Annotated in this window: 20 protein-coding genes, 1 tRNA gene and 1 pseudogene; 10 read left to right on the forward strand and 12 right to left on the reverse strand. The window is 59.0% G+C overall.

Annotation, left to right across the window (positions count from 1 at the left end; genetic code table 11):
- The first annotated feature begins 177 nt into the window (after nucleotides 1–177).
- From ACWXWJ_RS08990 to ACWXWJ_RS09015, 6 genes are read left to right on the forward strand one after another with little or no spacing between them, the layout of a single operon-like run.
- Nucleotides 178–642: a hypothetical protein gene (locus tag ACWXWJ_RS08990; RefSeq protein ID WP_448307922.1), complete on the forward strand. Its 465-nt coding sequence runs from the start codon at nucleotides 178–180 to the stop codon at nucleotides 640–642.
- Between the two features lie 29 nt (nucleotides 643–671).
- The gene (locus ACWXWJ_RS08995; protein WP_473964188.1) at nucleotides 672–1,268 is read left to right on the forward strand and encodes a sigma-70 family RNA polymerase sigma factor; all 597 of its coding nucleotides are present in this window, start codon (nucleotides 672–674) and stop codon (nucleotides 1,266–1,268) included.
- Nucleotides 1,265–2,065, forward strand: coding sequence for an anti-sigma factor (locus ACWXWJ_RS09000; protein ID WP_473964189.1), 801 nt, complete (start codon nucleotides 1,265–1,267; stop codon nucleotides 2,063–2,065). The genes ACWXWJ_RS08995 and ACWXWJ_RS09000 overlap by 4 nt, the downstream gene beginning before the upstream one ends.
- Nucleotides 2,066–2,077: 12 nt before the next feature.
- The gene (locus tag ACWXWJ_RS09005) at nucleotides 2,078–2,665 is read left to right on the forward strand and encodes an MmpS family transport accessory protein (protein WP_473964190.1); all 588 of its coding nucleotides are present in this window, start codon (nucleotides 2,078–2,080) and stop codon (nucleotides 2,663–2,665) included.
- 31 nt (nucleotides 2,666–2,696) lie between these two features.
- Nucleotides 2,697–2,957, forward strand: coding sequence for a hypothetical protein (locus tag ACWXWJ_RS09010; RefSeq protein ID WP_293791737.1), 261 nt, complete (start codon nucleotides 2,697–2,699; stop codon nucleotides 2,955–2,957).
- Between the two features lie 8 nt (nucleotides 2,958–2,965).
- On the forward strand, nucleotides 2,966–4,885 hold the full coding sequence (locus ACWXWJ_RS09015) for an alpha/beta-hydrolase family protein (protein ID WP_473964191.1): 1,920 nt from the start codon (nucleotides 2,966–2,968) through the stop codon (nucleotides 4,883–4,885).
- A 24-nt stretch (nucleotides 4,886–4,909) separates the two neighbouring features.
- On the opposite strand, the gene ACWXWJ_RS09020 is transcribed toward ACWXWJ_RS09015, so the two are convergent.
- The 4 genes and pseudogenes from ACWXWJ_RS09020 to ACWXWJ_RS09035 form a co-directional block, all read right to left on the reverse strand.
- On the reverse strand, nucleotides 4,910–5,593 hold the full coding sequence (locus ACWXWJ_RS09020; protein ID WP_293791733.1) for a TetR/AcrR family transcriptional regulator: 684 nt from the start codon (nucleotides 5,591–5,593) through the stop codon (nucleotides 4,910–4,912).
- Between the two features lie 102 nt (nucleotides 5,594–5,695).
- A pseudogene (locus ACWXWJ_RS09025) lies at nucleotides 5,696–5,899 on the reverse strand (YccF domain-containing protein); the annotation flags it as partial.
- A gap of 70 nt (nucleotides 5,900–5,969) precedes the next feature.
- Nucleotides 5,970–7,469, reverse strand: coding sequence for an anthranilate synthase component I family protein (locus ACWXWJ_RS09030; protein WP_473964192.1), 1,500 nt, complete (start codon nucleotides 7,467–7,469; stop codon nucleotides 5,970–5,972).
- A gap of 49 nt (nucleotides 7,470–7,518) precedes the next feature.
- Nucleotides 7,519–8,922 carry a hypothetical protein gene (locus tag ACWXWJ_RS09035; RefSeq protein ID WP_473964193.1) on the reverse strand — a complete coding sequence of 468 codons (1,404 nt, stop codon included), beginning with the start codon at nucleotides 8,920–8,922 and terminating at the stop codon, nucleotides 7,519–7,521.
- Between the two features lie 162 nt (nucleotides 8,923–9,084).
- Between ACWXWJ_RS09035 and ACWXWJ_RS09040 the strand changes: the two genes are divergently transcribed.
- Together ACWXWJ_RS09040 and ACWXWJ_RS09045 are read left to right on the forward strand one after the other, a co-directional pair.
- Nucleotides 9,085–9,609, forward strand: coding sequence for a peptidylprolyl isomerase (locus tag ACWXWJ_RS09040; protein ID WP_448307930.1), 525 nt, complete (start codon nucleotides 9,085–9,087; stop codon nucleotides 9,607–9,609).
- A gap of 7 nt (nucleotides 9,610–9,616) precedes the next feature.
- Complete coding sequence (locus tag ACWXWJ_RS09045; RefSeq protein WP_473964194.1) at nucleotides 9,617–10,342, forward strand: rhomboid family intramembrane serine protease; 726 nt, start codon at nucleotides 9,617–9,619, stop codon at nucleotides 10,340–10,342.
- A 6-nt stretch (nucleotides 10,343–10,348) separates the two neighbouring features.
- On the opposite strand, the gene crgA is transcribed toward ACWXWJ_RS09045, so the two are convergent.
- Nucleotides 10,349–10,621, reverse strand: coding sequence for a cell division protein CrgA (gene crgA / locus ACWXWJ_RS09050; protein ID WP_293791727.1), 273 nt, complete (start codon nucleotides 10,619–10,621; stop codon nucleotides 10,349–10,351).
- Between the two features lie 139 nt (nucleotides 10,622–10,760).
- Here crgA and ACWXWJ_RS09055 point away from each other — a divergent pair, with 139 nt between their 5' ends.
- The gene (locus ACWXWJ_RS09055; RefSeq protein WP_473964195.1) at nucleotides 10,761–11,495 is read left to right on the forward strand and encodes an anthranilate synthase component II; all 735 of its coding nucleotides are present in this window, start codon (nucleotides 10,761–10,763) and stop codon (nucleotides 11,493–11,495) included.
- Nucleotides 11,496–11,497: 2 nt separating this feature from the next.
- On the opposite strand, the gene pknB is transcribed toward ACWXWJ_RS09055, so the two are convergent.
- The 7 genes from pknB to ACWXWJ_RS09090 form a co-directional block, all read right to left on the reverse strand.
- A complete protein-coding gene (gene pknB, locus ACWXWJ_RS09060; RefSeq protein ID WP_473964196.1) occupies nucleotides 11,498–13,696 on the reverse strand; it encodes a Stk1 family PASTA domain-containing Ser/Thr kinase in 2,199 nt (732 codons plus the stop codon).
- Nucleotides 13,697–13,954: 258 nt separating this feature from the next.
- Nucleotides 13,955–15,613, reverse strand: coding sequence for a protein kinase domain-containing protein (locus tag ACWXWJ_RS09065; RefSeq protein ID WP_473964197.1), 1,659 nt, complete (start codon nucleotides 15,611–15,613; stop codon nucleotides 13,955–13,957).
- A gap of 2 nt (nucleotides 15,614–15,615) precedes the next feature.
- On the reverse strand, nucleotides 15,616–17,064 hold the full coding sequence (locus ACWXWJ_RS09070; protein ID WP_448307935.1) for a peptidoglycan D,D-transpeptidase FtsI family protein: 1,449 nt from the start codon (nucleotides 17,062–17,064) through the stop codon (nucleotides 15,616–15,618).
- On the reverse strand, nucleotides 17,061–18,368 hold the full coding sequence (locus ACWXWJ_RS09075) for an FtsW/RodA/SpoVE family cell cycle protein (RefSeq protein WP_293791722.1): 1,308 nt from the start codon (nucleotides 18,366–18,368) through the stop codon (nucleotides 17,061–17,063). Before ACWXWJ_RS09075 ends, ACWXWJ_RS09070 begins: the two co-directional genes overlap by 4 nt.
- Nucleotides 18,369–18,371: 3 nt before the next feature.
- Nucleotides 18,372–19,973 carry a PP2C family protein-serine/threonine phosphatase gene (locus ACWXWJ_RS09080; protein WP_473964198.1) on the reverse strand — a complete coding sequence of 534 codons (1,602 nt, stop codon included), beginning with the start codon at nucleotides 19,971–19,973 and terminating at the stop codon, nucleotides 18,372–18,374.
- Nucleotides 19,970–20,467, reverse strand: coding sequence for an FHA domain-containing protein FhaB/FipA (locus tag ACWXWJ_RS09085; protein WP_473964199.1), 498 nt, complete (start codon nucleotides 20,465–20,467; stop codon nucleotides 19,970–19,972). The genes ACWXWJ_RS09080 and ACWXWJ_RS09085 overlap by 4 nt, the downstream gene beginning before the upstream one ends.
- A gap of 135 nt (nucleotides 20,468–20,602) precedes the next feature.
- The gene (locus ACWXWJ_RS09090; RefSeq protein ID WP_473964200.1) at nucleotides 20,603–21,889 is read right to left on the reverse strand and encodes a DUF3662 and FHA domain-containing protein; all 1,287 of its coding nucleotides are present in this window, start codon (nucleotides 21,887–21,889) and stop codon (nucleotides 20,603–20,605) included.
- Between the two features lie 378 nt (nucleotides 21,890–22,267).
- Here ACWXWJ_RS09090 and ACWXWJ_RS09095 point away from each other — a divergent pair.
- Nucleotides 22,268–22,350 (forward strand) — tRNA-Leu (locus ACWXWJ_RS09095).
- The last annotated feature ends 116 nt before the right edge of the window (nucleotides 22,351–22,466 follow it).

A 22,466-nucleotide genomic window follows, 5' to 3' on the forward strand; every position in this document is an offset into this window, starting at 1 on the left:
GTGGTTTTAAAACGAGTTATGTGAATGATTACGGAGCGTTTGCGTGAAATGGATTGGAGAAAAATTTTTTTAGCTGCCGTCCAATCCGCCGTGGGGGAGGGTGCCGTATGTACTCATGACACGGTCCTTAAGGGGGCTGTGTGGAACCCGAAAACTACTCCCGAAGGAGACTTAAAAATGATGATTCGCAAGACCAACTCTGGGAATGACCGAGCAGCTGGATTCTCTGTAGGTCGCGCCGCCGTTGCCGTGGCACTGACTGGCGTAATGGGACTGGGACTGGTGGCCTGCAATGATTCCGACGATAAAGGCTCCGAGGGCAAGTCTTCGTCCAGCTCTTCCTCCGAGATGACGACTGAGGAAAAGATGAGCGAAGAGAAGATGACCGAAGAGAAAATGACTGAGGAGAAGATGACCGAGGACATGAAGGGAGGCGCACAGATGTCCGGCAAGAACGACAACATGATGGAATCCGGGGAGAACATGATGCCGAACAAGCCCGCAATGTCCGAAAAGATGCCTGAGAAGATGTCCGACAAGATGGACGGGAAGACGGACGGCAAGATGAAAGACAAGGTCGAAAACATGATGGAGACCGACGAAAGCATGATGCCGGACCTGCAGGGCAAGCACAATCACTAATAAACACGTAGTTTGCCCAACGCACTACGATGAAAATGGTGACCATAGTCGATAGAGAAACGCCTGAGAGTTTGATGCTGCTCGCCCAAAAGGGCGATGCGGCGGCTTTCGCGCGCCTTTACGACCGGATCGCCCCGAACGTCCTGGGGCTTGCCCTGCAAATCATCCACGACCAGGCACAAGCAGAGGAAGTCACCCAGGAAGTCTTCATCGAACTCTGGCAGCACGCGGCAGACTTTGACCCTGCGAAGGGCTCAGCCAAGGCCTGGATTCTCCGTCGTGCGAGGCTCCGCGCAATTGATCGAGTTCGAAGCGCCATTGCCACCCTGAAGCGGGATGACCGGGAGGCCTTCCTGGTGGCGTCAATAAAACAAGAAAGCGTGGAAGACGAAGCATTACGGAACGTGCAACGGCATGCAGTGCGAACCGCGTTGGACATCATGGGCGAGCCGCACAAGACTGCGATTCTCTTGGCTTACTTCGGTGATATGACTCATGCTGAACTGGCCGCAACGACTGGTGTGCCACTCGGAACTGCGAAGACGCGCGTACGCGACGGGCTCCGTAAGTTGGAGAAAATCCTGAAAGAACAACGCGATGCCCTGGCGAAAGGGGGTGCCTCATGAACGAAAACAAGCCGAATTTTGGGGAGCTGGAAAGCGATTTGGCTGCATTGGCCGAACCTGTCGCGCCTCCGTCACAGCTGAAGTCGGACATTATGGATGCGATTACGTCGGGCAAGTTCCCGCAGATCCCGCCGGGTGATGAGGTCGCGCCGGGCGAAGACAGCGCAGCAAACAACGTAGTGCCTTTGTCGAAGGCAGCTGTGTCGAAGGCAGCTGGCTCCCGCCGGGGATTCGCACGCGCAGCGTTTGCTGCAGCTGCCGCAGTCGTCCTGCTGGCCGGCGTAGGGATCGTCGGAACCACCAGCGGATTGTGGGGCAGCTCTAGCGAGGACTCCAACGTGGCGGAAAGCAACTCGAAGCAGCCCACGCAAAACGTTGAGGAAGAGGCCCCGGAGGTGTTCTCGGACGGCGAGGGCGCAGCCCGTGCGGACGGCGACGAACCGATGCAGGGCAAAGAAGCGGAAGACCACATGCACTCGATCATGGCAATGGGTGATGTACGAAGCGTTTCGCTTAAAGCCGATGGTTCGACACTCGATGTCGTGGTTTCCGCGAAGATGGATTCCGGCGGTGCGATGGTCAATGGTGCGCCCGACTTGAAGAACGGCATGGGCGCCCAGGTGTGGTCCATCGACGAAAAAGGATCCGCCCGCTCGGCCGGTGTGATTGGTCAGGATCCGCACGACAATGTGTGGATGCCATTGCCGGCGGACACGATAATGGTGCGCGTTACCGAGGAGCCGATGGCCGGAAGTAAAGAACCGGGCGGGACGGTCTTGGCCGAGGGGAAGCTTTAGGCGTGATGCCCTATGCAGAAGTGGGAAAAATCAAGGGGGACGGGATTGCTTCAAACATCCCCGAAACGGTCTTGGTATCAGCGCCTCTTGCTTGTGGTTGCCGCCACGGTCGGGGTTTGGATCCAAGGTCTTATTGCGACTTGTGTGTTCGCCTCCCTTGGGTTGCTCTTTGGCGTGGATCTTCTCCGGATTGAGGACAGTGAGCACCTTGGCGAGAAAGTCGTGGAACTACCCGTAATCCACGTTGTCGAGGGGGACATGACCAATGCTTCGGTCACCTACTGGGATGAGAAAGAGAACCGCATTCAAATTGATGGGGTTTCGGCTGATTGGAGGCAAAGTGTGTACCTAGAAGACGGTTACTTGCGCGCAGATCTAACTGCCACCAACGGGCCTCAAGATCGAGGGTCCATCACCTGCAAGCTCATGCAGAATGGCAACATCATCATGCAGCAGACTGCGACTGGTCCAGGCGCGAGTGTTAGATGTGCGACTAATTGGCATCGCATACCTGAACACATTCCGGATAATCCAGACATTCTCTACGCTCCACGTGGTGGTGCCCCATCGGCAGCAAGTAATGTTGAAGAAGCGAGCTAGACAACCCCCAACCAACGGAGCGCCACGACCCATGACCAGCATGAACACCACGTATCGCTACACCGACCCCTTCACCGGTACGCCACAGACTATCGACGGACCTGAAGGCAAGGCGTACCTCCTGGTCGAGCGCGGTGCGGAAGTTCGCCCAGGTGCGCCGATGGAGTTCTACAACGATCGCGAGAGCGCCCGCGAGGCCGTCATGGCCCGACTGAATGAGAAGGCCCGCACCCTGCAGGACTACGAAGAGTACTACGTCACCCACGCCACTCTGCGTGGTGCCCAGCTCTAGCACTATCCATGCGCAACCTGCGGCAAAAGATTCTCCCGGTTCTGCAACGGCGGGCAAAGTGGGCCGCCTTCAAGGCACTTTCCTATTCTTTCCGAGCCGCCGCAACTGCCGTTGAACTCTACGCAAATCTCTTCCCCGGAGTGCGCCTGAACAGGCTCTATGCCTTGGATCCCCGCCGCGGTTTCGCCATCATTGGCGCGGAAATCGGCATGTGGAATGCCTTTTCGCCCTCCCTACTTCCGCACCCCTGGTGGGCGGTTGCTGGCAATGCCTCCACGTCGCAGGCAGTGGGGCATCTTAACGGCACCATCATTGCCAGCGCCACTTTGCCAGCCTTGCGCGCAGCAGGGTTGGACCTGCAGGAACTGGTAAACAAGCCTGGCTATCGCACCGCCTACCGCGGGATCCACGGTGCCTTTACCCTGGCAACCGTTGCTGCTGCCTATCGCTTTTACAAGCGGCAGGGGGATTCTGCCGAGTTGGTTCACAGCCAACGCCTGGGCGCTCCCTCTGCCTTCATCGGAGTGGCCGTCAGCACCCTTGGCTATGGTGCGTTCCTACTGCTTGGCGAGCTACTTCAATCCAGCTTCGACCTCACCCGGCACTCGCTACGCCGGTTCGTCCCCGCTCCTGTGGCGGTGCCTATAGCCGCGGGAGCAGTGGGCGTCATCGCTTATCTCATCTCCGACAAGATCTTGCTGCGGCAGTTCCTAGAGAAGTTTAACGAGAAAGCCGAACTAGTAAATCGCCGCGTGTACTGGGGTTATCAGCAGCCATGGGAGCCCGAGCGGTCGGGCTCGGTGTGGTCGCATGAACGCTGGATCTCGCTCGGCGCGCAAGGCCGCGTACTGGTCGGCGGCGGGCCACGGGCGCGCGACATTACAGAGGTCACAGGTTGTACCGACGTGCATGAGCCGATCCGAATCTACGGTGGCTTGGCTCCGGGACGCACGCTCGAAGGCATCGTTGACCTAGTAAAACGGGAGTTACTGCGTACCGGGGCGCTGCACCGTTCCGCCATCATCATCCACACCTCTACCGGCACGGGATGGGTACCGGACTGGCAATTGGATACCGTGGAGTTCCTCACAGGCGGAAACTGCGCCAATGTGACCATGCAGTATTCCTACGTGCAGTCACCCGTCGCTTATGCGCTCGATCGCGATACGCCGGTGCGCGCCGCGAAGTTGCTTATTGACGCCGTGTTTGAGTTGCTGGACGGCATGCCAAATGCGCCGAAGGTGTTCGTGACGGGCGAATCCCTGGGAGCGTATGGCACGGCGGCAGCTTTTGACGGGCTGGAGGACATGTTGGCCAAGGTGGATGGGGCAGTGCTTTCCGGAGCTCCACGGTTTACCAAGATGATCCGCGAGATCACGGAGTGCCGTGGTGAGGGTTCGCCGGAGCGACTGCCGCTCTATGACGGGGGGCGTCACGTGCGTTTCCTCAGCCATTCCGACCATCTAGACCATGATTGGCGCGGACAAGAATACGTCGAGAAGTGGCAACACCCACGGGTCGCGGTAGTGCAGCACGCCTCCGATGCGATTGTCTGGTGGGGTCCGGAGTTGTTTTGGCGGGAACCGGATTGGCTGCGCGAACCGGGTGCCAGGGGAGTCCCGGCGCCAGCCACCCAGCACAGTGACGTGGTGGATAAGCTGCGTTGGATTCCGTTCACTACCGGCTGGCAGGTAGCGATGGACATGCTGAACTCCAAGCAGGCTCCAGAAGGTCACGGCCATAATTACCGTGGCATCATGGTGCCTACGTGGGAGCGCATCCTCGGCCCCGATCTGGTGCGGGTGCCGCTCGATCCTGCGCTGCAAAAGCGCATCACCGATTGGATTACAAAGCATTCACGGGATACGCGCCGGGAAGAAGACCGCTTCCTCGATCGCTTTGGTTTCGGAGTAGCGCGCGAGGACTAGGTTGCCGACTGTGGCGGGTAGGGATTACTGCGGCGGGGTGAGGTAATCGTCGATGGGGCGTGCAATGGCTTGCCGCGCACGTTCCTCCGAAACACCCAGCATTCGCAGCAGATCGAGCGCAAGATCATCCCCAGCTGTTCTGCTATTCAACGTCGGATCCTGATGCAGGCGCTGGCCCAGCATCGCGGAAGCTCCAAAGAGGATCGCTGCTGCTGTTTCGGTGCTTGCGACGTGGAACGATCCATCTTCCACGCCTGCGCTGATACGCTCGCGTAGTAGTCTGACCAGCTCATTTGGCATGGTATAGAAGTCGGGGGAACGCCGCACAATCGTCTTCGACAACGTGGGCACGAGGCGGTGTGCATAAGCCAGGATGCGGATGTTCGTGGCCGCCGCATCGATGGAATCAAGGTCCTGATCCGTGGCCATTTCAAAAATGATCGCCAAGTGGTTCACTGCATATTCGGCGACTTCGTCGAAGAACTGCGTGCGGTCTTTGAACGCATTGTAGAAACTGCCGTTAGACACCCCGGCCTTTTGGGTAATCGCCAGGATGGAAAGATCCGTCCGCTCTTCCGCAATCAGCTCGATTCCGGCGCGCAGCAGCGCCTGTTTAGTCCGCTCGCGGCGCGTATCCACCTGTTCGCTGCGGTTGAAGATAGCCTGCATCCACGCGGCGGTATCGATGTGTTGTTCGCCTGCTCGCACGCGCGGATTCACCCCTTTTCTTGGTGACGCCTACCTGTTTCAACCACACCCACCCCAGCAAGGGCTCCGGTGCGCGAATCTATAGCTTTCTATCAGGTTAACTCACCGGCGGCTCAGGCTAAGAAGGCGCATCTGCTCGTCGTGAGAGTTGACGATCCGCTTGCCATAGGGGAAGCACGTCACAGGGATGAGCTTCAGGTTTGCCCAGGCCAGCGGGAGGCCAATAATGGTGACGGCTTGGGCGGCGGCGGTGGCGATGTGCCCGACTGCCAGCCACACGCCCGCAACAATAAACCAAATGATGTTGAGGATCAGACGAATAAGTTCCATAAATCCACTATATTCCGGGAACCCGGCAGGGGAGCAGGGTTAGACATCACACAATCTGACCACCGAGCGCTTCGAGCAGCGCCGCGGCTTTCACCAGCGTTTCCTCGTGTTCTGCCAACGGGTCGGAGTCCGCGACTATCGCCCCGCCCACCCCGAACGAGCACTCCCTGCCATCGTCGACGAGAGTTCGGATCGTAATGTTCATCTCCGCTGCGGTGTTTGGCGAGATCCAGCCAATTGCGCCGGAGTACAGTCCGCGCGGTCGTGGCTCAAGCTCTTCAATGATCTGCATCGTGCGGATTTTCGGCGCTCCCGTCATGGATCCACCAGGGAAGCTGGCCTCGATCACGTCGACGGCCTCCAGTCCCGTGCGCAGTTGTCCCGTGATGGTGCTAACTAGCTGGTGGACATGCGAAAAACTCTCCACCGAAAATATTATCGGCACCTGAACGCTGCCCGGTTCACAAACCCTCCCGAGATCATTGCGCAGCAGGTCGACGATCATCAGATTCTCCGCACGATCCTTCGGGTTGCTCTGTAATTCATGACGCCCCTTCGCATCCGCCACCGCATCTTCCACGCGGGGTCGGGTGCCTTTAATTGGCTTGGCCGAGACCTCACCGCTGGGCGAGATTTTCAGGAATCTTTCCGGGGAGGCGCTGAGAATATGCAAGGGCGCCTGACCGGGACGGTGGAAGCGCAGAAACGCCCCATAGGGCACAGGGCTAACTTCGCGGAGCCGCAGGTAGGCGCAGAGCTCAGCCGACTCACACGACGCAGACGACACAGCCGATGGGGAAGGGACGGGAGTGGTGGCGGAGCGAAACTCTGGCAGATCGCGTAGCGCCGGCCCCCGGGCGGTGTTAGTAAGACAAACCTCGTAGCTATCGCCTGCAGCGATGTAATCCAGGCAGCGTTGAATACTGTCTAGGTACTGCTGTTTGGACTGGTCGAAGTGAAAAATGGCAGTGCGAGGTGCCGGGGTGGAGTGCGCGAAATCTTCGGTGGAAAACGGTACACGAGCGATGCGTTGCACCTCTGCCACGGTTGCATCGAGCCATGCCAGCTGCTGGGCGTGTGCGTCCTGCTCGTTGTTCGCGTCCGGCAGTATCGCCATCGCGTAGGCCACAGCAGCCGCATGGTCAATCACCACGGCTCGGTCGGCGTATAGCAGGGCTGCGTCCGGGTGATCTTCGTAGGAGCGAGCGATGTCCTCCACCCCGTAGCCCAGCGCGCCCACCCAGCCAAGTGCAAAGTCGCAGGGCCAATTGTCGGGCACTTCCACCCGTGCGGAAAGACTCTGCCGAAGTTGGGAGAAGAACGCCTTCGAGCTATCTACCTGAGGCAACCAAGTGTCCGCGAGCGGGCCAGCGCTGTTTGCCAGCACACTGATGTCTCCGCCATTGCCGGAGGAATCGAGCCAGGCCGCGGTGGGGGCGTCATTAAACAAAGACAAAAAGACCCGCGACGCGACACATCCGGTGCCTTCCCCAGAGCCTGTCGGCTGCAGGGGGATCGTGCGGAATGTGAGGCGGCGCGGGGTCATGTACGCCATTATCGCGCGCCGGGTTCAGCGCGCGGCCTGGGGGTGTGGATTAGAGGCGGTGCTTGCCGCCCTCGTCCGGATCCTCACCCGGGCCCTCGGCCAGTGGGAAGTCGGCCTCGGCGGCGTCCTCAGCGTCGGTGGTCTCGGCGGCACCCTGAGCGCTACCTGCCTGCGGAGCAGCCGGAGCACCCGGAACAGCAACGCCCGGTCCGGGAGCGCCTGCAGCCGGAGCGGCTGGAGCTGGTGCTGCCGGAGCAGCCGGAGCGCTGGAGGTCTTCTGGTTCTCAGCCTTATCCTCGGCCTTGTCCTTTACATCGTTCTTCACATCGGCAGCCTTGGCCTTGGCCTTCTCGGCAGCACCAGTGGCCTTGTCAGCGAAATCCTGAACCTTCGGGGAGTTCTGCGGAGCATTCTCGCCCTTGCGCAGGAAGTTCACCACTGCCGCCCCAGCAGCAATGAGCACGGCGAGCAGCAGGAACTTACCGAACACGCCGCCCTTCTTTTCCTGCTTCTTCAGGCCCTTCTTCTCAGCCTTGGCCAGCGCCTTGTTCTGAGCCTTGCTGGTGGCGCGAGATACCTTCTTATCCAGCTTCGCAGCACGCTTGCGCGCATCCTTGTTCGCGCCCTTTGCCTGCTTCTTCGCGCGCTTGGCAGCCTGCTTCTTGGTTGCCTCGAGCTTCTTCGTCAGCTTCTTCTGGTTCTTCTTGGCGCTCTTCGTCAGGTCCTCGGTGTGGGCTTCCACGTTGTCGCGCAGGCTGCTGGTGACCTCCTGGCTACGAGCCTGGAGATCCTGAGCATTGTCCTTCAGCGCTGCGGTGAGCTGAGCGATCTTCTGCTCGCGCTTGTCAGCCTGCTTCTTCGCCTTCTTCTCGGCCTTTACCTGCGCCACGTCGAAGCGATCACGCAGCTTCTGGGTGCGCTTATCAATCTTCTTGCGCAGCTTCTCTGCATCTACGCCGAGCTTGTCGGCCAGGTCAATGTTGTTCACGTTCTCGCCCTTCTTCTTTAGTGACGCCACCGACTTCGCTGCCTTGGCTCGAGCCCTCTCTGCCTTCTTAGCTGCTTTATCTGCAGTTTTTGCTGCCTTGTTGGCAGCCTTGTCGGTGGACTCAGCGGTGTTGTTCTGGAAACCGGTAGAAGCCATGTCGTCAACATCCGCAGCGGTGTGCTCATCAGAGACATGTACCTGGTGGTGCCTGCGAGCTGCTGCCGCCGCGCGAGCCTTCTCCAAAGCTGCCGCTGCGCCCTCTTCGTTGCGCATAAGCTCCGCCACAGCCTTTACGTGGGCAGGAGAGCCAGCGATAATGCCTTCCCGCTCCTCAGCGGCGAGGTTGTCGCGAAGCTGCTGCAGAGCGTCAAACTCCTGGCGACGCTTAAACTCCTGGCGATTTTTCAACATGGTGCGACCCTGCTTGGCGCCACGTAGCGCCAGCCTTAGCGTGGTGGGGTTCATCGTGCGGGATGCTCCTTGAAGATCTATTTGAATGACTAATTTTGTTCGTACTTTTACCCATCCTAAAGAAAATTCCCCACAAAGGATGGGCATTACGCCTTATTGTGCGTATAGGCCAGGGCGGATGTAGGCAATCGTCAATTTCCCGTACAATGGCTCACTGTGAGTAACAAGACTGCAACCGCAATTCTGCACACCAACCACGGCGATATCGCCATCGAACTGTTCGGAAACCACGCTCCGGAGACCGTGGCTAACTTCATCGGCCTGGCTCGGGGCACGAAGGAGTATTCCGAGGCGAACGCTTCCGGTACCAATGAAGGTCCGTTCTACGACGGTGCGATTTTCCACCGCATCATCGACGGCTTCATGATCCAGGGTGGCGACCCGAAGGGCACCGGTCGTGGCGGCCCTGGCTACCAGTTCGGCGACGAGTTCCACCCGGAGCTGCAGTTCGACCGCCCGTTCCTGCTGGCTATGGCTAACGCTGGCCCTGGCACCAACGGCTCCCAGTTCTTCATCACGGTAACGGCCACTCCGCACCTGAACAACCGCCACACCATCTTCGGTGAGGTTACAGACAAGGAGTCCCAGAAGGTCGTGGCCAAGATTTCCCGCGTGGCCACCGATCGTATGGATCGCCCGAACGACGATGTCGTCATTGAGTCGGTAGAGATCCAGGAGTAAAAACTTCTTGCCCGTCCAAGAAGTCACTATCCGCCGGCCCTATCGGCGGTATTCCGTCACCAACGTCTTCATCGCAGCCTGCTGCCTTGTTTTCGTGGTGACGGTTTTTCAATCCGGCAACATTGTCAGCCCCCTCGAAGGACGCTCGACACTAGGTTCCGGAGCCGAGAATCTCGGACTGAAGATGATCTTCAACGCCACCAATGTCACCCTCTACGGTGAATGGTGGCGAATCCTCACGGCCGCTTTAGTGCACTTGAGTCCAGTACACCTGGGTTTCAACATGCTGCTGATTTTCCTGATCGGCCGCGAGGTCGAACGGTCCTATGGGGCGGTTGTCATGCTTAGCCTCATCGTCGCCAGCGCTGCCAGTGGAGCCTTGGCCTGCATGTACTTCCAGCCGGAAGTCCCTGTCGGCGGAGCCTCTACCGTAGGTTATGGGCTTTTTGCCATGCTTATTTCACTATCCCGGGTTGAACAACGCGACCTCCGCGGCCCCATCACCTTACTCCTGGTGAACCTCGGATACTCCTTTATGCTCACCAATGTTTCGGTGTGGGGGCATATCGGTGGGCTCGCTGGAGGCACCATCATTGCACTTGCCACCAGTGCCACTGGAGCGGATAGCAACGGGGGCGAAAGGGCGTCCACAAAAAGAAAGACCATCGCAGCAACAGCCGCGACGGTCATTTTGGCCTTTACGATATGGACCGGCCTGGGGTGGCACTACTAGAGTTAGCTACTTCCATCCCATGGTCATCAACAGACCGACGATCAACAGGGCGAAGCCGATCAGGTAGTTCCATGCGTTGAGCTCAGCCATGAACGGGATCTGCGGGCCAGCAATGTAATTAACAACCAGCCAGGCCAGACCCAGAATCATCAGCCCGAGCATCAGCACAATGTACCAACGCGGAGTACCGCTGGAGTTCAGCTTCACGGGCGTGCGACGATCCGCGGAGGAAGAACTGGAGTAGTTCTCCTCCGCGGAATTAACCTTGGACTTTGGCATTGTTCAAAAACCTCAAAGGGATTGACTGCGAAGCGGACGGTAGGCGAGGTACCGAGCGCCCATGGGCAAAATATGTACCCAACGATATTAGCAGCACACCCCGGCAATGCTATGCACGCTGCACGCTAGACTCTTTGTTATGCGCATTCTCGTGATCGATAACTACGACAGTTTCGTATACAACCTCGTGCAATACATCGGACAGCTGGGGTTTAGCGGAAACGACTGTGTGGTTCTGCGCAATGACGCCCCCGAACTTGCGGACGCAGGAGCCGATAAAGAGGCCAATGCCGATGGCTTGGCTGCGATGTTGCAGGAGTTTGATGCGATCCTGCTCTCTCCTGGCCCAGGGGAGCCGAGCACCGCGGGGCGCATGTTGGATGTGCTGAAGATCGCCGTTGAAAAGCAGATTCCGCTGCTTGGCGTCTGCCTTGGACACCAGGCGATCGGTATGCACTTCGGCGCAGAAGTGGTGCGTGCAGATGAGCTCTTCCATGGCAAGACCTCCCCGGTCACCCACGACGGCACCGGTGTACTGGCCGGGGTGCCGAGCCCGTTCCGCGTGACTCGTTACCACTCCCTGACAGTCGATCCCGCGACGGTACCGGAAGAACTACAGGTCACGGCCACTTCCGATTCCGGGATGATCATGGCGATGCGACACCGGAAGCTGCCAATCCATTCTGTGCAGTTCCACCCCGAGTCCGTGATGACGCAATACGGCCACCTGATGCTCGCCAATTGGTTGAACGAGGCAGGGCGACGTGGGCCGGGTGCGGAAGCCGAAGTGGTACCGGCCGACCTAGTTAACCGACTGGTTCAGGAGCAGCTAGAAGTAACTGGCGCTATCAGCGCCGAAGCGTCAATGCTGTAGCGCTAGGGCAGAAGGTTAAAGACATACACCGTGACGGTGATGTCTGCGTCACGCTTGATGACCTCACCACTGTGGATTGATTGCTGCGCGACCTCATCAACACGCGCCAGATCCGGAGTGTTCTTATTCTCTCGGTGCAGCTGCTCCGGGGTGCCGCGCCAACCGGCGGCCTGCAGTGCGCGGAACACATCGCCGTACTTCTTACCTTGCAGGGAAGGCATCTCGAACTGGTTGCCCAGGGATACCTCTAGTGTGATCTCGCTGCCCTTGGGCAGCTTCTCTCCCTCGTTCGTCGCGGAGAGCACCTGACCCTTCGGCTCGACCGAATCCACCTGTTCGACGATCACCTTGAATCCGGAGGATTCCAGGTTCTCCCGTGCATCCTCTACCTGCTGGCCGGTTACTACCGGCACTCGAATATCCTCCGGGCCAGTCGAGACGGTAATCGTTACCTTGGTGCCAACGGATACCTGCGAACCTTGCGGCGGAGTCTGCGTGATGATCTTGCCCTTCGGCACATCCTCGCTCGCCTCTTCCTTGACCTCCGTGTTCAGCGCCAGCTTCGCCTGCTTCAGGAGCTTCTGCGCTTCCTCGGTGGTCTTACCCGTCAGATCCGGCACATCGGTAATCTCACGGCCGTTGGAAACCAGCAGTTTAATCTCGGTGCCCCGTTCGATCGACGTTCCCGCCGCCGGGTCGGTGCTGATAGCTTTGCCACGGGCGATCTTGTCGTGCGTCGTTTCCTCGACAGTCACCTGGAAGCCTGCGTCCTCTAGCATCTTCTGCGCTTCGGCGCGATCCTTGTTAGCAACGTTAGGGATCTTCACCTGCTCGACCTCGACGGGCTTATCGTTTCCGTCGTCAGCGGAGATCGATTGGTAGGCGAAGTAACCACCGGCAATCAGAGCAGCGATACCCGCAACCCAAGCAATGGGCGCCCACCAGCGGCGCTTGGGCTTTTCCTCGTAGTATTCACCGTCGTACTGGTCGTCATAATCGCCGTCGTAATCTTCGTTGTAGCCGCCGGCATAGCCATCGTCGTAGTCGTCCTGGTACTCGCTGTCGTACCCGTCGCTATAGTCGCTGCTGTAGTCATCGCTGTGGGCAGACTGCTCGTAATGCCCAGCAGCTACCGCTCCGCCATTGGCAGGCAGCACAGTGGTCTGAGGATCTTCGTCCCAGTTGCCACCGGATCCATTGCCACGCGCCGCGTGGGCGCCGGCAGCTCCCGCAGCGGCACCGGCGGCTAGTCCCGCAGCACCCGCACCGCGGGAGCCTGCATGGTGGAATCCCGTGCCGGCCGAGTCGGCGTCATTGGCATAAGCCTGAGCGACGAGCGGCAATTGATCCTCAGAAAGGCGCTTGAGATCCGTCGACATCTCCTGCGCATCGTCGTAGCGATCCGCAGGAGACTTCGCCATAGCGGTAAGGGCGATGGAGTCCAAGCTCAACGCCTCACGCTTGGAAAGGTGCATACCAGGAACCTTGGACGGTGGTTCCGGGTTCTCCTGTACGTGCTGGAAGGCAACGGAAAGCGGAGACTCACCGTGGAACGGTGCTTTGCCGGTGGCCAGCTCGTAGAAGACACAGCCCGCGGCGTAGATGTCGGAGCGCGCGTCGGCGGACTGGCCTCGCGCCTGCTCGGGGGAAAGATACTGGGCAGTGCCAATGACGGCAGCGGTCTGCGTCATCGCCGAGGAACTGTCGCTCAGCGCTCGTGCAATGCCAAAGTCCATGACCTTCACTGCGCCGGTATTCGTGATCATCACATTGGCGGGTTTAATGTCACGGTGAATAATGCCCGCTTCGTGGGAAAAGTACAGCGCGGAGCACACCTGCGACATCACAGATGCGGCTTCGGTGAGACTCATCTTGCCTGAGTCTTGAATGATGTCGCGCAGCGTCTCGCCGTGGACGCGCTCCATGACGATATACGGCACTGCGCCGTCCTCGTCGGGAGTCTGACCCGTGTCGTACACCGCGACGATGGCGGGGTGGTTCAACTTTGCGGCGTTCTGTGCTTCGCGGCGGAAGCGCTCCAGGAAGGTTGTGTCGCGCGCCAAGTCGGGGCGCATCATCTTCACCGCAACATCACGGCCCAGGAGTTCGTCGGTAGCGGCGTAGACGTCAGACATGCCACCCGTGCCGATGGTGGCACCTAGGCGGTATCGGCCACCCAAGGTTGTGCCGTTTCGGTCCACGCCGTTGCTCCTTTGTCTGCCTCGTCGTATGGGTCGTGTGCGACTTAACTCTCGCTACGCTCTTGTTGGGCCTAGCTCGTTGGGACGCTAGCCGGAGTGCTAGCCCGGATACTTTGTGGAGTTGCCAACTGAACCCAGAATACGTTTTTTGTCACTTTGATTGACGAATAATAGTCGAATTTGTTGTGCGGACATAGTTGCTTACTCATGGGCGCTGTCGGTGTGGACTTAATCCAGTTCTTTTCCAGAGCCCATTTTCTACAAGACTGGCTGGTTCTCGGCATTGTTTGTCATGCTACGGAACTCGCTCGGCAGGTTGTTATCTGCTGAGGTCGCGTTGTCGTTCGTGTTTGGGCTATTTGGGCGGTTGGGAGAGTTTTGCGGGTTTGGTGCGGCGGTAGGCTCGGCCGCCCCGTCAGCATCTCCGCCGTTGTTGCCGTCACCGTTGCCATTGCCATTTCCGTTGCCGTTATTGTTGCCACGCCCGCCACCGTTAGGGAAGTGTGGGAGCGACGGGAACAACGGGCTACTCTCTCTGGAGCTTTCGGTCTCCTCTCGCGTGGACTCGGTCGTCCGGTCATCGCGATCATTGGTCGTGTCCGTCGGAGCTGGGCTATCCGTTTCGGCGGGTACGCTTCCACCGCCCTGGCTCGTCGGCTGTTCCTCACCAGTCGGCTCGGTCGTCACCTCGTTGGTCACGGTCATAGTCTCGGGGTTCGGTGCGGCATCGTCATTGCCACGAGTGAGGAGGAATGTTGCCAGCGCCAGCGCAACGATGCTGACGAGTGCCAGAATAACCACGATAATGTGGTTCTTTTTTCGTGACGCCCCCTGCGAATCCTTCGCTCCACGTGCCATCGCGGCATTGCCGGTGCCCACGGCCGGTCCGGGTTCACCCTGGTAGGCCGGTTGGTACGAGGAACTCGGGTAGTTGGAGTTCGGTACCGACGGCACTCGGGTGCCCGGGCCGGTGGCCACATCTCCCAATTGCTCGGTGAGCGGATGCGGATCGGCGCTGACGTTCGGCACGTTATGAGGAGACGGGGGTTGCTTACCTTCTGAAACCAGCACAGTCGCGGCGGCTAGCTCTGCACCGTCTGCGTAGCGCGTGCGTGGATTCTTGCGCAGGCATACCCTGATGAGTTCTCGGAGGTTGGGGTCGATCGTATCCGGCAGTTCCGGGGGAGTCTCCGAAATATGCTTGATCGCCACTGACACTGTGGAATCGCCAGAGAACGGGCGGTAGCCCGCCAGCATTTCGAATCCCACAACACCGAGGGAATATACGTCACTGGCAGGGCCGACCTGATCGCCCTGGGCCTGTTCGGGGGAAACGTACTGGGCTGTACCGACCACCATGCCTGTGCGCGTGAGCGGTACGGCGGCAGCTGCCTTGGCGATGCCAAAGTCAGTGATCTTGACGAAACCGTCGGAGGTGATCAGCAGATTGCCTGGCTTGATGTCGCGGTGCACTAGGCCGGCATCATGGATTGCCTTAAGACCCGCGGCGGTTTGCGTCAATACGTCAAGCGCCAGATTCTGGGGCAGCGAGGCTTCGCGCGACAGTACATCGGCAAGGGACTCGCCACGGATGTACTCCATGATGATGTAGCAGAACACCGTCCCGTTGTCTGGGGCCTCGACCTCACCGGAGTCATAAGTATTGACGACATTGGGGCTGGAGAGATGCTGAGCGGCAGAGGCCTCATTGCGGAAACGCGCGCGAAACTCTTCGTTTTCCGTGTACTCAGGTTTGAGGATCTTAACGGCGACGTCGCGTAGTTTTTCCGTATCGTGAGCCAGCCACACCGTAGACATGCCTCCGCGGCCAATGATCCACTGCAACTCGTAGCGTTCGCCCAGTAGTCGTTGCGTGCGCTCGATCTCGGTGCGGTCGGGTTGACGGGAATCGCTCATGGCTACTGCTGCTCCTTTTCAGCTGCGTGGATCACGGCACGCCCAATGGGGCCGGCAAGTGAACCGCCGGTGGCGGCACGGCCACGGTCACCACCATTTTCCACTAGAACGGCGACGGCGACATCGGCGGAAGTGGAAAAAGCAATGTACCAAGCGTGGGGGTTCGAGTTGCGGGAATCCTCGCCGTGTTCGGCCGTACCGGTCTTCGACGCGATGGTGGCGTCCCCGCCGGCCCAGTTTTCAGCATCCACCATGAGTTCCTTCAAGGTATCTGCTGTCTTTTCCGGTATCGCACGGCCAGCCTTCTGCGGCTTGGTGGTCCGCAGCGTGGACAAATCGCGGCCCGTGATTTTGCTAACGAGGTACGGCTTCATGCGCACCCCGCCGTTGGCGATGGTGGCGGCAATCACCGCGTTCTGCAGCGGAGTCAGAGCCACATCACGCTGACCGATGGAGGACTGACCCAGTGCTGCGCCATCCGGGATGTCGCCCAGCCGGGAGGGTTCAACGGGCATACCCAGGTAGTCGTCTTTTTCGCCGATACCGAACTTGCCGGCAATGTCCTTGAACTTGTCCGCTCCGTGGCGGGTGGAAATATCCACAAAGGCGGTGTTACACGAGCGCTTGAATGCTTCGCGGAGGGTGGTTTGGCCTCCTCCGCCACATGCGGCGCCACCGTAGTTCTCCAATGTTGTGGCCGTATCGGGCAGCGTGATCTGGGGAGCGGCGGTGACGGTTGTGTCCGGAGTGTCGCCCTCCTCCAGAGCCGCAGCGGTGGTGATGACCTTGAAGGTCGAGCCCGGCGGCTGGATCTGCTGAGTGGAGCGGTTCAACAGGGGAGCGTTCTCATCGTTGGCGTAGTTTTCGAAGTTAGCCTTCGTTTCTTCAGCAGGCGGGCCGACAAGCTTAGCCGGGTCGGTTGACGGGGTGCTGGCCATTGCCAACACCTCGCCCGTCGATGGGCGAAGTGCCACCACGGAACCCGAATAGCCCTTGTTAGCCAGCTGGTCGTAGGCAACTTCCTGCACCTTCGGGTTCAGTGTCAGTTCGACATTCGCCCCGCCGAGTTCCTTGCCCGTCAGCATGTCCCACGTGCGGGTCGCGAATAGCGAGTCGTCCTCGCCGGTCAGGATTGAGTTTTGGGAGGACTCAATACCGGAAGCGCCGTATTGATCCGACAGGTAGCCGATCACGGAGCCGTACTTCGCGGACATGTAAGGGTATTCGCGATCATAAAAGTCTTCGGAGTCCTTCACGGACTTAGCCAGCACCTGGTCACCGGCGATGATGCTGCCGCGCTCCTTTGACTTAGCCTCAAGGAATTGACGCGAATTCAGCGGATTCTGTGCCAGCGACTTTTGTTGGAAAGCCTGGATATAAGTCAGGTTTGCGATCAGGGCCATCACCAGGATGAAGCTAAAGATGGCTACCGCACGGATGGAGCGATTCATGCTTCCTCTCCTTCCTTGATGGCCAGTGGTGTGCGGGCGTCATGCGAGATGCGCAGAATAATCGCCAACAGTATGTAGTTCGCCAACAGTGACGAACCACCGTGCGACAGGAACGGTGTTGTCAGGCCAGTCATAGGCAGAAGTCGCGAAATGCCGCCGGTGACAACGAAAATCTGGATGGCGATGGTCAGCGACAAACCGGCGGCAACGAGCTTGCCGTAGGAATCGCGGGCACGCATTGCGGTATTAAAACCACGGGAGACGAACACGATGTAGGCCAACAACACAGCAGCCAGACCGATAAGCCCCAGTTCTTCGCCGATGGCAGCCAGGATGAAGTCCGAGTGCGCGACCGGGATGTTATTCGGGTAGCCCTCGCCGAGCCCGCGGCCGGTCACACCGCCGAAAGACATGCCAAAAAGCGCTTGGGAAAGCTGGAAGCCGTTGCCATCGTAGTTCGCCAATGGATCGACGAAGTTAGAGACGCGATCCTGGATCTTCGCCGAGATCTGGTACACGCCGAATGCGCCGATGAAAGCTAGCCCCAGACCCAGCACCAGCCAGGAGGCGCGGCCTGTCGCCATGTACAACATGCCCAGCACAGTGCCGAATAGCAGCAGCGCGGGCCCAAAGTCGTTTTGCGCTGCCATGATCATCAGCGCAATGCCCCACACTAAAAACAGCGGCCCCAAGTCACGCAAGCGAGGAAACTGCAGTCCCAGGAAGGACTTTCCAGCCACCGTGAAGAGGCGACGCTTATTCACCAGCAGAGTGGCAAAGAACAGCAGCAGCATGATCTTTGCGAACTCGCCCGGCTGAATGGAGAAAGGACCGATGCTGATCCACACGTTTGCATCAGCATTCAACGACGTGGGCCACACGATCGGCAGCGCAATCAAAATCAGACCAGCAAGACCCAGCAGGTACGAATAGTTCTGCAAGGATCGATGATCCCTTAAAAAGCTGATGACCAGGCAGAAAAGCACCACGCCGATGGCGGTCCACATGATTTGGGATTTCGCCAGGCTAAGGCCTGAGCCCAAATCCAGCCGGTAAATCACAACCAGACCAATGCCGTTGAGGAGTGCCGCGATGGGAAGCATGATCTGGTCGGCCTCTGGAGCCATCCAGCACACCACGAGGTGGGCGACCAGGAAAGTGGCAAAAAATCCGCCGACGAGGTAAAACACTTCGGAACTAATTTCATTGCCCTGTGAGATCTCCAGCGCCACGATGGCGAGCAGCAAAATGATTGCGGCCAGAAGCAAAAGCCCGGCCTCTGTACGTCGGCTAAAAAGCTTCATAGGTTAATTCACCTCGCGGCAGGAAACTCCGGGGGTGGTGAGGTCTTCCGGCGCTTCGGTGGGTTTCTCAGATTCCGAGTTGTTGTCCTTTTGGTTGTCCTCGGACTTCTTCTTATCGTCCTTCTTGTCAGCTTCCTTGTCGGTTTGCTTGTCAGACGGCACGCGCGTTACACACACTGGCAGTGTTTGTTCCGCCAGGCGAGTGATCTGGCCGGAGACTTTGTCATAAGAGTCCTCCGGCAGATCCGCCAGCGCACCCTGAGCAGCCGGGGTCAGATCGGAAGTCTTAAACAGGTGGCAATCACCGCCTGCACCGGGCTCGACGAAGGTCGCCTTGCCATTGTCGTCCAGGCAGATGTCTTGGTGCACGGAGTTCAGTTTGATCCCTAAGACGGAACTATCCGTACCGTTCATCAACTTGAGCTGTGAGTTTTCCTCGGCCACGTAGTACGTGTCCTTGATGCGCTGGTACGTCACATACCCCACCGCACCTGCGGCTGCGATGACCACCAACACAATTGCGAGCGTTACCCACAGGCCGCGCCGGGACTTCTTCGGCTTTTTGGTTTTTGCTTTGCCGGTGGGTTCTACACCTTCGCCGTCGTCCTCGCCGTGACTCTGATGAGTCCGTTTGCCTGCTGGTGTAGCCGTCGCAGGTTCAGGCTCTTCTTCTGTTGCGTCCTTTTTTGGTGACGCCGCTGGCGTGGTCAAAAGCCCTTGAATTGCCGCTGCGCGAGCTGCTGAAGAATCCGGACGTGGCATTTCTGCCTCTTCGCCCGCGATAGCTCCTGCTAGTACCGGGCGAGATGGCAGAGTGAGTTCTGGATCGGTCGGCGAGTTGGACTGGGCGTCAAACTCAACAACATCAGCGACAACAACCGTGACGTTGTCAGGTCCGCCACCGCGCAGTGCCATTTCGACGAGTTTGCGGGCTGCCTTTTCCGGGGTGCCACGGGAGAGGACTTCGCGGATCGTCTCGGGGCTTACCGGGTCGGATAGACCGTCGGAGCAGAGCATGAAGCGATCGCCGATTTGTGTCTTTTCGCGCCACAGAGTGGGCTCGACGGGGCGCCCAGTGAGAGCCTTGAGGATGAGGGAGCGCTGCGGGTGACTGCTGACGTCTTCCGGCGCGAGCTTGCCTTCGTCGACGAGAGACTGAACGAAAGTGTCGTCCTTCGTCACCTGGCGAAGCTCGCCATCGCGCAGACGGTAGCCGCGAGAATCGCCGATATGGCAGATGGCAACTTCATCCTCGCAAAAGAGCATGGAGGTCAGGGTGCAGCCCATTCCGTCCAGGTTCGGGTGCTCATCTACGTGCGATGCGATGTCCTGGTTACCTTCGTCGACGGCAGTAGCCAGCAGGTTCTCCAGCTGGTCATGGTTGTCAGACTCGTCGATAAGCGGGGAGTCCAGGGGGCTGAGAGCATTAATGAGGAACTGAGAAGCAACCTCGCCGGCCGCGTGGCCTCCCATGCCGTCGGCGAGTGCGAGCAGGTGTGGACCCGCATAAGCGGAGTCCTCATTATTGCCGCGAACGAGGCCGCGGTCGGAGCACGCGGCAAAGTTTAGAGTGCGATCGGTAGCCCTGGCCTTGCCCTCGGTCATGCATCCATCCTCACGTGGGTCTGGCCGATGCGGATTTCCATACCGGCGGAGAGTTTAACGGGCTGGTCTAGGCGTTCATTGCCAATCCAGGTTCCGTTGCGGGAATCGAGGTCTTCGACGTACCAATCCGAGCCCCGGCGGAGCAGCCGGGCATGGGAACCAGAGGCGAAGTCATCCTCCAAAACCAATGTGCACGACTGGGAACGGCCGATCGAAACGTCCTGGTAGCCCTTTAGGTTGAGCGTGGTGCCAGCCAGTGGGCCGGAAGTGAGCTCCAAAGAGGTGGGCGACTTGTGACGCCGAAAGGAGTGACCGGATGCTGATGGCTCGTTCATCGGAGCGTTGTAACCCGCAACGATAGGTGCCCCGCCGGCGGGGGCTAACCCGGAGGTGCGGTCTGCATCCTTCTTGAGGGAGCGAACAGTCATCCAGATGAAGAACCACAACAAAAGCAACAGGCCAATCTTGACCAGCAAAAGCAGTGTGGTCTGCACGGTTTCAACTCCTCAACAAGGTAGGGGCCCAGGACTCACATGGCCGACAAGGGCACATGTGTATGTGAATAGCCTAGTTTAGATGACCCCTGAGGAGTAGACGAGAAAGAAAATGGCTCCTAAAAACGCGGAATTTTAGTGGAACTCGACGCCGATCTCGGAGTGACCAAGCGAGATAACGTCACCGCTTGCCAGCAGCCAATTTTCAATCGGAGTGCCGTTGACGGAGGTGCCGTTGGTGGACTGCAGATCCGTCAGCACAGCGTCGTACCCATCCCAGGTGATGTCTGCGTGCTGACGGGAGACGCCCGTATCGGGGATGCGAAGATCCACGCCGTTTCCGCGTCCGATGATGTTGCTGCCCTTGCGTAGTTCATAGGTGCGGTCGGAACCATCATGCAGAGTGAGGGTGACCTTGAGCTCCCGCTCGTTGCCGTCCGCGCCTACGCCGCCGCGTACCGGAGCGGGGGTGCTTTGCACGATAACTTCAGTGCCCGGGTAGCTGGCTGGACGCTCAAAGCTGTCGCCTGCCTGCTGGTTGTGTTGGTTCTGTCCGTAGTGCACGGCGCTGTCTCCCTGGTTCTGTGACTGTTGTGGTTCTTGCTGCTCGTGCTGTTCGTACTGTTCAGACTCCCTAGACGGTTCAGGCTCACTGGTTTCTTCGTACTGTTCAGCCTGTTGGTTGCGCGCGAAATCTGGTGCGGCGTGGTGCACAGCGGCTGCCCCGCCGAGTCCTGCGGCGCCCGCCGGGGACACTAGATCTCCCAGGGACTTGCTTGCACCGTTCGCGCCCGTAGCGTCCGAAGCGTTTGCGTCGTTGGAGTGGTTGTCGTTGGGGCTGTAGGCGTCGTAATCCTGCGATACCAAAGAGCGCTCCTCAGACTGCGAATATGGCCACTCCGGGTGCCCCTCATGTGGTCCAGCCTGTGGGTAGGAATCCTGATAGCCGCCGTCTGGATTGCGGAAGGGATTGACGCCCCCCTGCTCAGTCGCATTAGCCTCCCCAATTGCGACATTTCCTCCTGGGATGTCGTTGGTGCGGGGGACGTCGAAACGCGCATCTGCGCGCATTTGACCCGAGTGCAGGCCGTCATGAGGTGCGAGATTCACCTTGACTGGTTCGTTGGTGCGCCAGCCTTGGTTACGGATGAAGCGGCTTAGGCGGTCGCCCATTTCTTCTGCGAGGCGGGGACGCGACTCGGTGAGGCTGGCGTAGTCGCGAGTGCTGACGAGAACCTGGAAGTGGCTTGGGGCTAGGCGCTGCCCCTGTGCATCCGTCATGACGGATTCCTCGGCGTATTGCTTGAGAACCTCGTCGATCTCGGTCGGGACAACCTCTCCGCCGAAGACGCGCGCGAAGCCGTTATCCAACCCGCGCTGAAGCGAGCTGTCAAGCTTCTTGAAACGTCCAAATAGGCTCATTGTCCGTAGTCCTCCTATGTGGTCTTGTGTTTTCCAGTACTGTCTCGTGCCTGTGGCGCAGGGCGTGGAAGCCAATCGACCTATAGGTCGTGGGGCGCCGGAATAGCAGGCTGTACAGTGCAGTCGCTGCTCCGCTGCCGCGAGTTCAAAGCGGAGTGGATCTGCGTGAAAACAGCTACAATGTGAGCATTTAGTTGGCCATTATAAGGGCAATAGTGTTGTGCGTGCATTTTCCCGCAGGTCAAGTGTGTTTTTTGGAAGCGTGCATGCATCGTGCTAGAGTTTCATTTCGTTGCCAGCGAGCATCGTTTTCCTTAAAGGTTTAGCGGTTTTAGCAGGCAAGACAGTGTAAAGACCATGTGTCCTACATAGTCACTCGGGCGAGTGGCGGAATGGCAGACGCGCTGGCTTCAGGTGCCAGTGTCCTTCGGGACGTGGGGGTTCAAGTCCCCCTTCGCCCACAGCAAGCAGTTGAACAAACTGCACTACCGGAGGTAGCAAACCCGTAAGGGAATGTTACCTCCGGTTTCTTTCGTTTTCTGGTGTATAAGAGTCAAGGACTGCGGGTGCGTTGATT

Source organism: Corynebacterium sp. p3-SID1761 (assembly GCF_055862885.1).